This is a genomic window from Leptolyngbya sp. CCY15150, assembly GCF_016888135.1.
In the GTDB taxonomy this organism is placed as follows: Bacteria; Cyanobacteriota; Cyanobacteriia; order RECH01; family RECH01; genus RECH01.
In genome coordinates, this window is the sequence record NZ_JACSWB010000159.1 from 1 (window position 1) to 15,063 (window position 15,063).

Consider the following 15,063-nt stretch of genomic DNA (forward strand, 5'->3'; position numbering starts at 1 on the left):
GTCGTCAACACTGAGGTGGGGAGTGATGGTAAGTCGCTTAGGCATAGAGAGAATACAGAAAAGTCAGAGGGGATTCTTCTATATTAATATCATGGTCATTCCGACTTGATATTAGTGGCATCCTATCGAGCTCTGCACAGGCATCAAAGAAGACCGGTTTGAGCGATTCAAGTTGGGACGCGATCGCAGCGAGTTGGATCCGAAGCGTCACCATGTTATCCATGATCGCATGAGCGTTTTGTGTCGTTGTGGCCGCTGACCGATGAAGCGATCGCCCCCCGCAGTGTTGAGTCGTTAGATGAATGAGAAGCTATCACGTCTCATCGGTGCCGGGTGTTGCTGGAACGTCTATTTGGCAGGCTGTGGAGCATGTTGTCATGGGAGAGTAGCCGTTGAGCAGAACCTAGCCCCTGCCCAGACAATAATTACTTATTTGGCGAGCGATCGCAAATACACGTATACCCAAAGATAAAGATCATAGCGGCAAAATAGATCCATTGAAGAGGTAAGATGTTGATTGCTCTGAGGTAAGTGATGGCGCACCTCAAGCAACCGGCGATCTCAATGGTTCTTGCGTAAGTCCTGAGTTTTAAAACAAAACCTAGTGTGATTTAGAGTTAGGACTCATCTATAAAAATGGTGATTAGTAGAGACTTAATGATGGAGGATTTAGATGATTCTTATTATTGACTCATCTAGCTCTCATCTAGGTTGGTAATTCTAGGAGCGATCGCCTGTTAAGTTGCGTACAGCAGTTATTCAACTATAGGATTTTTAACTATGAGTAGTTCATTGCCCCTACTGTTTGATAGAGATAGTTTCGAGCAGTTTAAGGAAGCTCATCCTGAACTTAATTCAGCCCTGAAGATCGCTGCCATCTCCGAATCCGAATTTGTTGAAACCTACGCCCCAGATTTAGAGGGTGGCGAACGTCAAGCTTATCGGATTCACCAAACAGCGGTACGGGTGCAGCAGCAAGCCGCCTTGGTGTGGGCTAATCTCAAGGATGCGGCTTCTCCTTTTTTACGCCAGACGTTATTCAACAATATTCCCCCTTCATTTTTAGATCAACAGCAGCAAATTCCCGGCTACGATCGCCTCTTTGGTAGCCTGGACTATCTTGAATGTGATCAGTTGCGATCGGTGCTGAGCCCATCTGCCTATTTTGTTGATTTGATGCGGTTTATTGAATCAACGATTGGTGAACGAAATATCGATGTTCCGGCTGAATGTCGGATAGAACATCGCCGGCCCGATCTCTTTCAGCTACGGCTGGATGCTGGCAATACCAATACTCTAATTCCCTATATTGATCTGGTGAATGAGGTGTTAGAAACCCTGGTGACATCGCCAGATCATCCTGATGCTGAAGCTGTGATCGAGACAGCTTTATTTCCTCAGTCGCTGCCATTAAATCTGCCCTTAGCGGAACTACGCGCCTATCTGCAGCAGTTAAACATCAATCTACCTCAGCTTTACGAGAGCTTTGCGCCAGATCCCGAGACGATTCATGCGGTAGGGCAGCGGGAGCGGCTATCGCTATCGCCCCAGGAGTTTGAATTGTTGGGGCAGCCGCTGATCGATGATCTGCCCCGCTTGGCTGAAGTCTATGGATTCCAGACCATAACTGAAGCCCTGTCGTCCCTAGCGTCGGTGGATGTATTTCTAGAACGTACTGGGTTAAGCCGTCAAGACCTGAGTGATTTGCTATTTCAGGATCTGGATCGGTTTGAGGTGAATGCCGGATTGTCTCGCCTGTTCTTTATCAATGCGGTGGAGGATGGCCTGGGGCATGTGCAGATTGAGCTGGGGGACGGTAATCCTAATGACCCCACCCAGCCACCAACGGAGACGTTGCTGAACCTGAGTGCTGCCAAGCTGGATCGCATCTATCGCTTTTTAAAGCTGGCCCGTCGGCTAGGGTGGAGCTTTGCTGATTTAGATTGGGCGCTGCGATCGCTGTCGGTTCCCTACCGTCCAGAATCAGTACTCTGGTTTGATGGTCTGAATGATTTTGTGCAGGTTCCTGTTCCTACGGAGGTAGATGGAGACGACGCTACCCCCGCGGGACTAGCGACCCTGCAGGACAACTTCACCCTCGAGGTCTGGGTAAATCCCTCCCGCCATCAGGCAAATCCTATCCTCAGTCGGGGGCAGGAGGATGATCTAGATCTTCATTTTCTGCTCTGCTTGACGGCGGATGGGCGGGTGGCCTTCTATGGATCGGCTGCTGAAGATGCAGACCCGGTGATGGGTGTGCAGCCGTTGCCGGTGGGAGAGTTTACCCATGTGGCTGTGACGGTGCAGACTGACCGAAACCAGTCTATGGTCAGCATTTACCTCAATGGCGAGCTAGATCAGACCGATCGGCTACCGGCGGTGCAGGTACCGGCTGGCAACCTAGAGGTGAATATTGGCCGCAATCTGAGTGACATGACCTTTGCTGGCTTAATCAAAGAGGTGCGGGTGTGGGCAGGGGTGCGATCGCCTGAGGCTATTGCCGACAACCGCTACCGTCGCTTCAGCGGCTTTGAGCCAGATCTGGTGGCCTACTGGCCTCTGACGGAAAGCCATGGCATCGAGCTACTGGATCACACACCCTATGCGCAGCATGGGATTCCTGGTGGTGCCTACCTGGTGACTCAGCCCCGCTGGATGAGCCAGGACTTGGTGTTGTCTCCCCTGCCGCAGCGGCTTGGCAACAACGGTTATCGATTCAACGGGATCGATCATGTCCTGGCCCGGCGGGGTTTGACGGGCTTGACGGCCAGTCAATTTACGTTAGAAGCCTGGATTTATATCGATGCTGTTGGGCAACACACCATTGTTCATCTGGGTGATGCCAGCGATCGCTCATCTCACCTTTGGTTGGGGATAAACCAGCAGAATCAACTGGTCTTCCGCAGTCCGGCTCTGAGGGCTGGAGAGGTGAGGAGTCGGAGTGCGATCGCCCTTGAGCGCTTTACCCATGTGGCTGTGGCGGTAGATGCCAATGCTCTGCACATTTACCTGAATGGCCGCTTAGACCATCGTCAAGGCATCCCAGCGAATAGCCTGCAACTGCAGGGGAATGACCTGTTTATTGGCGGTGACCTCAGCGGCAACTACTTCAGTGGCATCATCTACGAGGTACGGCTGTGGAACTACGCCCGCAGCGCTTTGCAACTCAACAACGTCTTGCAGCAGGCGGTACCGCCCCTGTCTCCTGGGCTGATAGGCTACTGGCCGCTGACGGACATCACCGGGGAGCAAGCGGCGGATTTGAGCATGAACGGCAACAGCCTTTATCTAGGCGGGGTGCCTACCGATGTTCGTCCTACACCGGTCACCGTTGCGCCCCTTCTGCCAGACCTTCCCGTAGCTGTTCCAGGCACCGTTCTGTGGTTCAACGGCGATCGGGATTTGGTGGTGTTGCGCCAGGAGACTAATTTTGGTCTGGGGCGGCATCCTCGCTTTACCCTAGAGTTCTGGTTTAGACCCAGTCGATTCGGGCAGCCGGTCAATGGTATCCAACTGCTCTTTAGCCAAGGGGATGGTGAAGCGGGTCTGGCTATTTATCTAGACCAGCAGCGACTGATGGCGATCGCTTGGTGTGCCAATTACGAGCTGACCGAGGTGCAGGAAACGGTGCTAGCTAGTGCCCCAAATACCGTGACGGACGAACAGTGGCACCATGTCGCCCTGGTGCATGACGAAACCCAGGATTTAGACTACATCGAGTTTCGCGGCTTTCTCGATGGGACAGCCCTAGCAGAACTGAGCAGCACTCATGCCAAGTCTTCCCTGTCCGCCGGTCAGCGGGGCTATAGACTGAGTCCGGTGGGGCCAGCCTATCTGGGCTACCTCGACGACACTAGCATCAGCCGCATTCAAGGAGACTATCTGCGGGTGGCCGACGATCGCCTGCAGAGCTTTTCGGGGCAAATGGCCGACTTGCGCCTGTGGAACCAAGCTAAAACGGCCGCCGCCATCGAGAGCGATCGCTACCATGATCCTCGATTAGTTGGGTCAGGGCTCATGGCATACCTGCCCTTGGATGAAGGCCATGATGTGACCGTTACCGATCGGGTGAACGGCTACACCGGTCAGCTACGGGGGGAGACCGCAGTTTTCATGGCAACCCCCAGCCTAGACCCCGAGTTAGAAAACCGCTACACCCATTACCAGCCTTCGGGAGTAGACGTCCTGAATTGGAGCAACTACCGCTATAGTGGGCTGCTGTATGTGCCGGATATTCCACCTGGGGAAACTGCGGGTGGACTAGGGGTGACCTTTTTCAGCCGCCACCCGGAGCATATCGATCAGTTCTACCGCCTCCAGGTGCTCTGGCCAGATGGACAACCTAGCTTTAGCCTGGCGGCCCATCCCCAAGGGGTGCAGTCCCTCACCCTAGAGCAGGATGATTTCCCGACGGTGGAACCTGGGACGTGGTATGCCTTTGAAATTCAGGTGACCGACGATCGCACGGCAGAACGTACCCGTATGGCGATCGCTGTCTGGCCTTGGGGTACCGCGCAGCCGACCGCTCCCCAAGCGGTGGCCTACGACGACAGTGATGTGCGGATAACGGCCGGTACCGTTGGTCTATGGGTAGCTGGTCAGCAACCCAAGACCCTAGCAGCCCGTTTCAATACTTTAGAAGTAGTAGACCTAGAGGAGGAAGATCGGGAAGCAGCCGTGCGGCTCAAGGCTACGTTTGCGCAGTACCAACCGGGAGACAACCCCACGGGTTGGGTGGATACTGCCGATCGCCTCACTCCTCAAGATGCTACCGATCTGTTTCAGTCCCTTGATCTAAACGGCAAGACAGTCCTCGGCACCCACTCTGATTTAGCCGGGATCACAACCCATTATGCCCCCGCCGATGGTGAGTCCCTCACCTGGAATCACTATACCTATCAAGGGAAGCTGCGCTTTAGTGAGACGGACAGTGGCCTAGGGCTCACAGTGCTCAGCCGCACCCCCACCGGTGTTGACCAGTACTACGCCCTGCGGCGGGATGCCCATCAACCCACATTTCATATGGTGGCGCATCCCATCGGGGTTCAGCCCCTGATGGCTGAATCTGACAGTAGCCTGGATTCTGGCGTTTTACCGGAGCCGGAAACAGATTACCGGGTCACGATTGAGGTGGAGGCTGGGGCAGAACGCACCCGTCTGTGGGCAAAAATCTGGGCTGCTGGCACCTTGGAGCCTGAAGACTTTCAGATTAAAGCGGTTGATGACAGCGATCGCCGGATGACCGCTGGCACCGTGGGTGTGTGGACGGCAGGCCCTGGCACCAAGACCTTTGACGATCTCAAGGTGCTGCAAGAGACTCTGCTGCAAGAAGACTTTAGTGCCTATGAGCCAGGAGACGATCCGGTTGACTGGCTGCATACCGATGCGGAAAATTCCAGTCGTGCCGTACCCGAGTTATTCCAAATCGCTGAGGAAGATGAAGCGCTGGTCTTGGGAACTCAGTCGAGGCTGCATAACATTCATAGCCACTACCAACCTGCGGACGCCTTGGACTGGAGCAGCTACACCTACACCGGGCGAATGCTGATCACCCCGGAGTCTAGCGGCAGCTTTGATGGGATTGGGGTGACCTTTTTCAGTCGTTATACCGACCCCCAAGCCGTTGAGGATGGTAACCATGACCAGTACTATCGCCTCCGTCGCTTTGACGGGCAGCGCACCTTTCACATTGCCCCCCACCCCCACGCGGCTCGCCAGGTAGACGGGGAAGGCCGGGATACTGGGGTCAACCCGTTGGCCAACACGTGGTACCGCTTCTTGATTGAAGCCCATGATACCGGTCGCCGCACCCTGATTCGGGCCAAGATTTGGCCAGAGGGTACCCCCGAGCCGGCGGAGTTTCAAGCCAATACCTTTGATGATAATAACTCCAGCAATCGCGATCGCCGACGACTCACCGCTGGCACCATTGGCTTCTGGGCCGCCAGAGCGGGAGACAAATATTTTGATGACATCCTGGTGCGACGGGGCGTTTATCTCTCAGCCGATTTAGCTCTGGATGCCTGGATGGCCACCGGGGCGCGCCAGCCGTTTGACCTGGATGACCAGCTCTTTAGCGTTGAGCACATTCCTGATCATCCCATGTGGCAACAGGTGGATAATCTGCCCCTGCTACGGCAGCCGCTGAACCTGCAGGCGCTACAGTTTGACGGCGATCGCCAATACCTGGCCCTTGAGGCACTTCAGGGAGCATTGACGGATAGCTTCACCCTAGAGGCATGGCTGCAGCCCAGTGCCATTGACCAGGCCAACCCTGTCTTAAGCTGGGGCCCAGATCAGTGGTTTGGCTTAAATGCCGAGGGGCAGATCACCCTTGTGGCTGACGATACCCGCCTGAATGGTGAAACAGCTTTGGCAACCGATGCCTTTACCCATGTTGCCGTTACCGTTGCGGCGGATCGCGCCACCCTGTACGTAAACGGCGTTGAGGCGGCGGAGGGCACTGTCCCGGCCCTTGGGCTGACAGCCGCAGCCCCTCTGGAGGTGGGCCGCTCTGGGGAGCAGTACTTTGGTGGCCAACTCCGTGACCTGCGATTATGGGGGGCTGTGCAGTCCGACTTTTCCGTCCACCAGCGCTACCAGACGCCAGATCTGACTGCCGATACGCTGCTGGCCTACTGGTCCTTGGCTGAGTTTGACAGCATCCATACGTTAGATACATCCCCTCAGGCCAACCATCTGAGGCTGGGCGGTCTAGCATCGGCCCGTAAACCCACTTTATTTAGCGGCGATCGCTCCACCGATGCTGATTTTTGGCACCAGAGCCAGGTGAGTCTCAGCTTTAGTACAGCCCAAGATAGCCTTGACATACCGGCGGAAACCTCGACCCCACCGCAGCGTTACACCCTTGAACTGTGGTTTAAGCTAGCCGATCCCACGATCAGCCAGCGTAAGCAGGTTCTTTACCACAGCGGCGACGACCAGCAAGGGCTGGTGATCTATGCCCATGATGGTCGGCTGTACTGGGGCGGCTACAACGTGAGTCTGGGCTGGTCGGGTACCTGGCTATCGAGCGATCGCATTCTGGCTAACCGTTGGCATCATGGAGCCCTAGTGCTGGATGGTCGCTCGGAGCTGCGTCCTCAAGTATTGCGTGCCTATCTAGATGGCAAGCTGGTGGGGACAGGGGATGGGGTGCAAGGGTCGGCGGCCCTATCGAGTCGGCTGGGGGCTGCTGCTGCCGATCTGCGCTTCCATGACGGGTTAGCAACTGCTGATGATACCCATCTGGTTGGGGCGGTGCTAGAACTACGCCTGTGGACAACGGCCCGTACCACGGCGGAGCTGGTAGCCCACCGCTATGCCGCTCTGACGGGAGATGAGCCCCACCTAGCCCTAGAATGGCGCTTTGACGGCATCACCAAAGACAACCTTAGGATTGGCGATCGCTCTGGTCAGGGGCGCACCGTCACCCTAGACGATCTTGACCGGCTGCAAACCGTAGAACCTCTGGCGATCGCCCGCCTGCCTGACATCATCCTGCATCGGGATAGCCTGTTGGATCTGGCGACCTTCCGGCAGTTGATGGAGCGCCACCGTCAGTCCGGCGAACGGCTTGCAGCCCTATGGCATGATCTGCGCCACACTGGCCGGGCCGATGGCCGAGTCTTGTTCGATCAGGTGTTTAACCCAACTGGGATGGGCACATCTCCATGGGCCTACCACGACCCTGCTCGCCGCTGGGATGTTACCGGTCAGGAGTTACCCAGCCGCGATCGCGCTATCCGCAGCCGTTTGATGGGGGCATTGCAGGTGTCCAGCAATGATCTGGACGCCCTCGTCAGACAACTCAGCGGAGCCGAAACAACGATTGCCCTAGACACCCCCTACCTGCTGCAGCTCTACCGACTGGCGCAAACGCCTCGGGCCCTGCGGCTGACCCTGCGGGAATACCACCTGTTGCTGGATCAGGTGGGGCTTTCGCAAGTCGAGTCGTTGGCAGATCTAGCCATGTTGAGCGATCGCCTGACCGACATGCGCCGTATTGGCATTAGCATCGATGATCTCAACTTTTTTGCCTCTGACCGTCCTAGCCCTAGCGATCGCCTGCCCTACACCGACGCCACCCTGCGTGGTGTTGCCGATGACCTAGCGAACCAGAGCATCGAGTTTTTGGTGAGCCCGATCACCTTCATCTCGGAGCAGATCAGCGAGTTCGAGGCTGCCGAAATCGTTGATGTCCTCCGCCCCAGGGAAGACGACATCACCATCGGTGCCCTGACCCGCCGCTACTTTGTGGATGATTTGGGAGCCGTCAGCGATCGCTACCAGATACCCACGGATTTGCAGCCCCTGGCCGAGGTTCAAACCTGGTCTGCGCCCTTGGCTGCCTTAAATGCCAACTTGACTATCGATGCCTTCGGTGCGTTGCAAGCGGCGGGCTTTATCAATGAGTACGGCATCATTCTGCGCCCGGATGATTTAGACGAATTCTCCACGGCCTTTGGCGACACTCCCCCCAACCCCACGGTGCTGGCGGATATTCAGGCGGTGCTAGAAAACCAGAACAACCGTCAGACCACTATTACGGAAATCCTGGTGCGCTACCGGGATGAACACCGCAACGCCATCTTAGCTAGTCTGTCAGATCTGTTGGGGGCAGAACCCGAACCCCTGCAGGCCGTTATGACTTACTTCCAGTCCGTGAACGAACCGTTGAGCGACCCGGCTCGCCTGCTGCAGCAACTGATCAACCTGGATGAGGATCAGCCCATTCCAACCGATGTGCTGGACTATCTGTTCCGCCTCCACAAAATTCTGCTGCTGGTGACTCGGTTTGAGCTGAATGCCGCTGAAATCAGAGCATTGCTGACTCACCCTGCCTGCTTTAGTGTCAGCGACGTCTTCAGCCCCAACCTAACTGATTTGACTCACCTATTTATCTTCACCGAATTGAAGGCAGCCTTTGGCGGCGAGTCTGCCCCACTGCTGGATGTGTTGACGCTCCAGTCAGAGTCACCCTTGGTGAATGAGGCGATCGCGCAGCTCAGTGGTTGGGATGTACCCCAGCTCGTGACCCTGCAACGGCACTTTGGCGCACAACGCCCCTACAACCGAGTCGAACATCTGATTCTGCTCCAGCGCGGGTTTGCCCTGGCCGAGCGACTACGGGTAGATATCAGCTTCTTGATCCGGTTTACTGCCACCGATGACCTTTCCTTGGGCTTCTACCGCCAGCAGGCAGATGCGTTACTGCCAGTGCTGCGTGGCCTGTACGATGACGAGCAATGGCCCCGTGTCTACCGTCCTCTACGGGATCCCCTAGCGATGCAAAAGCGGGATGCGCTGCTAGCCCTAGCCATGGAAGATATCCCCGCCGACTTTGAGGGTCGTCGGAGCCCCGACCTGCTGTCGGACTATCTACTGTTGGATGTACAGGTCAACAGCGTAGTCGAAACCTCTCGCATCGTTCAGGGCACAGCCGCACTGCAACAGTATGTACAACGCTGTCTAATGAACCTGGAAAAAGGAGTGGATCCAGCCACTATCCCTGCCGATCAGTGGGAGTGGATCCAAAACTACCGGGTGTGGGAAGCCAATCGCAAGGTCTTTCTCTATCCCGAAAGCTTCATTGAGCCAGAACTTCGCACCGACAAAACTCCCCTGTTTGAGGATCTAGAACAAAACCTCATGCAGGGAGAAATTAACCAGGCCGCGGTCACCCAGGCTTACACCCACTATCTGAACCAGTTTATGGAAGTAGCCAACCTAAAAATTGTTGGTAGCTACCATCACAAGCCCCTAGAGGCAAGGGAAAATGCTAGCCAGGATGACATTTTGTTTCTGGTCGGTCGCACCCAATCTCAGCCAGCTCAGTTCTACTACCGCGAGTTGGTCAACGGCACCCAATGGCGTCCCTGGAAAGCGATCGATTTGGTGATCGATGCCGATCATGTCTCGCCCGTCTATGCCTTTGGCCGCCTCTTTCTATTCTGGGCTGAGCTAAGGGAGCTCAGCCAGCCCATGGATGTTGGCCCAGTGACGGTCACCCCAGAGGACGAAGATGACAGATCTGAGCAAACTCTTGAAGGGGAAGGTGTAACCCAGCAAGACATTGAGGATTACCGAGCTGAACGCCGCAGCATTGATAACCAAGGCTTTTTAGTCAACGACAATACTGGGGAACGGGTGCAGCGCAATGTGGATGTGTTTCGTCCGATGGTCAAGTACTCCTATCTAGATGCTGACCAAAGCTGGATTGCCCCCCAAACCTACCTGGAGCTGGATCAGACGATCAGTGCGGAACAGGCTATCCTGCCCAACTGGCAACGGGTTGCCGCCCAGCGGGTCTTAACCCTAAATCAAGAGGATGAGGTACCCCTCGAACGTAATGCTCAGGTCTTAGAACTTGACGCTAATACCGCCATTTTGAACGTCATTCCTCGGTTTGACATGCGGCGACTCACCTGGTCATTTTGGACCAAGCTGGAGAATCAACGTCCTACTGGGTTTACTGGTTCAACCCGGCCTACCTCTCCCCAGATCACTCTATTCGATTATGGCTATGCATTAAGAGCTACCGCTGCAGCTAATATCACCCCGGTCTTGGGCCTCAGGGAAGCGGTACCTCAAGCTGTCCAACAGGCGACCAGCACCACTCCTAATATTCTCGTGAACGCAGGTCGTTCTGAAGAGGATCGCAATGAAGCCATTAACAATCTGCAAACCATCATCGAGAATCTGCAACAGGCAAGGGACTCGGCTAATGAGACAACGAATCCTAATCTGATGGATGAAGTAACCAGCTTGGTTAACGCCATCGATGACTTGATCGACGCTATCCATGACGACCTGAGGAACCGCACATCGACAGCCCTTGGTGCGGCTAATCGGCTGCTGACTGTGGCGGCGGCTACACCTCAGTGGGAAACGACAACTTGGCGGCTGACAGTGGCTCGGACGGCCTCTACCTCAGCCACGCTCTTGGATATGAATCTGCCGTATGATGCTTGGCGGCACATTGCCGTCACCTTTGACTATCAACGGAGAGGTGTGTATGTGCTGAACCTCTATGTTGGAGATGATCAGGTTGATACGGCTTCGGTTCTGCGGGATACGGGAAATCTGGGTGAACTGTTGCCTTCAGCCCAAGTGCTGAGCATTGGTCGGCCGATTGCTGAAGCCATTGCTGTGAGTACCTTGGCCATTGCGACACGAGACCAGGTAGCCCCTGCTCCCCTCAATACCTTCTTCACCGTCCAATTGAGCGAATTTCGACTGTGGGAGCAGGTGAGAGATCTGGCAGATATTAGTGCAAGCCGCTATGAAAGGGTGTCAGGTCGGGAAGTAGGTTTGTTTTATCGATCGTTGAATCGCCCACCGCTGATTAATATCTATTCAGGTGCTCTCCGCACTCTGTTGGGCAACCGTAATACCCTGGTAACCTCCAGTCTAAGCTTTGAATTGACCGCTATCCTGCCCATTGATGTTGATCGAGAGCGCATCATTCTGTTCTATGGAAATCAGGTCAGAAGCATTCGGAACAACCTAGAAGAGCAAAGCTTCACGCTCCAACTGGAGAACCGTTTTGAAGACATCACGAACTACGATGTCAATGTGTCCCTCTTCTCCGCTGGTGCGGACAACTCTAGCCTGCCCAATAGTCGGGGGCTGATCCTGCATCTGTCTTTGACGAATGGGTTAAGCTTGAATGATTATGCTGATGGGGAGCATTCCACGCTTAATCGGTTTACGCCGGCTAGCTTGAGAGCGTTGCAAGAGCATCTGCATAGTCTGTCTTTCTTGAACATTTCCAGACAAATTGCCACGATTGTTCAGGATCTGCAAGACGAACAGGAATTCGCTGGGAGAAACTTCCTGTTGAGGAATTTGCCCCGCTATGAAGCCTCGGTGATTGATGTGGGTAATCAGCCGGGTTGGTACATTCTAGATACCGGTGATGAGCAGTTCTTGATTCAGGCGGACATCGATAATCTGAAAACAGCAGCTGAGCGGATTCGGTTTGAATATGCTCAGAGTGACTTGGGAGATGTGCGTCAGCATATCAAACTTTACTTTGACCGAGATGAAGCCCTAGAGGCTATTGATCCGACTAGGGATGCTAATCTGCCCCGATTTCGGTTTGTGCGTCTTAGTACGTTTGCAGTACATGACTTGAGTTTGAAGCTGTTTACCCAGGGCCTTGATGGTTTGCTTAGCTTGCAAGCACAGCAGACGGAGGAACTGGATTTCAACAGCTACCAGCCCTTTACCTATGATCCTGATTCGGGTCTGGGACTGGTGTTGGCGGAGGATATCCCTAGTACCATCGATTTTGATGGCGCTTACGGCCTTTACTACCGGGAAATTTTCTTCTACATTCCCTTCTTGATCGCTAATCAGCTCAGTACTAATCAGAGCTTTGCTGATGCTCAACGGTGGTATCACTATATTTTTAACCCTACTGCCTCCGAGAGTAACCGTGGCACTGGGCTGAATCCAGATCGATTCTGGCAATATTGGCCTCTGCGGAATCTGTCGCTAGAGACTCTGCGGCAAATGCTGGAGAATGAGGCGGCTCTGGCGGAGTATCAGAACGATCCCTTTAACCCCCACGCGATCGCTCGCTTGCGTCTCAATGCTTACCAGAAGGCGATCGTGATGCGGTATATCACCAACCTCTTAGACTGGGCCGATAACCTGTTTGCCCAAGACAACCGCGAGTCGATTAATCAGGCCTTTTTGCTCTATGTGTTGGCGTTTAACCTGCTGGGCCCTCGCCCTGAAGCCAGAGCCTCTCAGCAGTTTGAAGAAGTGGGTGACTACCAGGGCATTCGCGAGGCTTTTGAAGAAACCCCCGATTTCCTCACCGAGCTAGACCTGAACGGCAATGTGGCGGCGCGCACCAGCACCATTACTCTGAACCAGAATGGCAATATTATTACTACCTTCTGTGTGCCTGAAAACTCAGACTTTATTGGCTTTTGGGATCGGGTAGAAGATCGGCTGTTTAAGATTCGCCATAGCCTCAATATTGAGGGGGTCTTTCGGCAGCTTGCTCTATTTCAGCCGCCTCTTGATGTGCGGGCGTTGGTGCAGGCGGCAGCCACTGGTGGGCGCGATATTGGTAGCCTGCTGGCGGACTTGAATGTGCCCGTACCTCACTATCGCTATAGCTTTATGCTGGAGCGGGCCAAGGAGATGATTGGCAATGTGCAAACGTTCGGGGCTGCGTTGCTAGATGTGCTAGAAAAGCGCGATGCTGAGCAACTAACTATGTTGGAGAATACCCATGAACGCAACCTGCTCGACCTAACCACCGCTGTTCGGGAAGCGGCTGTCGATGCGGCTAGAGAAACGATCGCCGTGTTAGGCATTAGTCGCCAGCGCATCCTCAACCGCCGCGATTACTTCCAAGCTCTGACTGACAGTGGTTTAAATGATGAAGAACTGGCAGAACTTGTCTTGATGGGGATTGCACAAGCTACCCGGTTCGTGGCGGTGCCTCTTGCTGCGATCGTTGGTACATTGAGAACCTTACCGAAAGTAGAGACCGGTGCTGTGGCTGTATTGCCTTTTGCTACTGCTAGTATCGATGGAGACCAAGCTGCCGGACTTGCGGATGCAGCTAGACAAATTGCTGAGGTGACGGCTGACACGATTGATACGGCGGCGGCCATGACGGCTAAGGTGGGCGAATACAAGCGTCGGGAACAGGAGTGGCGGCTGGAATTGCGTACCAGCGAGTTTGATCTAGACGACATCAATCAACAGATCGAAATTGCCCAAATTCAGCTACAAATGGCTGAACAAGAGCTAGACATTCACAATCGGCAGATCGAGCAAAATCGCGAGATTGCCCAGTTCCACCGCCGTAAGTTTGGCAATGAAGCTCTTTATAACTGGATGGTCAGCCGTCTGTCGGGGCTGTACTTCCAGTCCTACAAGCTAGCCTACGACTTCGCCAAGTCTGCCGAACGGGCCTTGCAATACGAGCTGCCCACCAACCAGCGGTTCATCCACTTTGGCCACTGGGATAGCCTGCGACGGGGGCTTTTAGCTGGAGAATCCTTGATGCTGGATGTCAACCGGATGGAGAAATTCCATCTAGATAACGACAGTCGCTTCTTGGAAATTGAGAAGACGATTCCCCTAAGCGATGTGGATGATCTGGCGTTGGCCCAGTTGTTGGCGAGTGGGCAATGCGAGTTTCGTCTGAGCGAGGCGCTATTTAACCGTGACTACCCTGGGCACTATTTCCGGGTGATTGTCACCATGGCCCTAACCCTTAAATTCCGAGAAGGCAGTAATTTGGCGACAGATCCCTATCTCACGATCAATGCTAGCCTGACTCAAGTGGGCAGTAAAACCTTGCTGGAACCTGACATTGACGCTGTGCGCTATCTCTTGGGTCTAGACGGAGCTGCCCAACCTGCCAGTAATACCCTGCGGGTCAATTGGCGGGTCAATCAACGGATTGCTGTTTCCAAACCTCAGCTTGACAACGGGTTGTTTGTGGGCTTCAATCTCAACTTTGCCTTCGAAGATCGCTATGTGCCCTTTGAGGGAACCGGAGCTGTTTCTCACTGGCAATTAGAGATTCCCCATGAAACTAACCCGGTGTTGGTGGGAGACATCGAAGATGTGATTATTCACCTGCGCTATACCGCTAACAGCGATCGCAGCCAGTTTAAAACCCAGGTACAAGAAGCTATGGCCGAGCTAGCCCAGTGATCTGGGATTCCCTTGCCGACTGGGTTAGAGTTTTAGCCCAGTCGGTGGTAGGGCCGTGGACTAGGCTAAAACTGCCCGCGCTCTAGCATGATGGGTGAACGTGAGTCTCCAATGGTGGGGGTGCGGTAAGACGCAAAGAAACAGGGTGGAGCAGCACTGAGGGATCATATTCTGGGGATGGGTAGCGCCTATTAGCTAACCTCAGTGCGGGTTAAGCCGATTGAGGAAGAGCAAAGTCGAAATTGAGAGAGGGCTTTTGGGGCTGATGGCAATCAGCAATTCTCATTTTGACCAGTAGCTTGCCCAATCTGCCGAATCCTGAACGAAAGAATGAGCTTTTTCAACAAATCTATTGACACTGTTCTCAAT

1 protein-coding gene is annotated in these 15,063 nt (G+C 54.3%); it reads left to right on the top strand.

Features of this window, described 5'->3' with window-relative positions; genetic code table 11:
• The first annotated feature begins 780 nt into the window (after window positions 1-780).
• Entirely contained in the window at window positions 781-14,694 is a 13,914-nt protein-coding gene (locus tag JUJ53_RS08545; protein ID WP_204151585.1) for a LamG-like jellyroll fold domain-containing protein, read from the top strand.
• The last annotated feature ends 369 nt before the right edge of the window (window positions 14,695-15,063 follow it).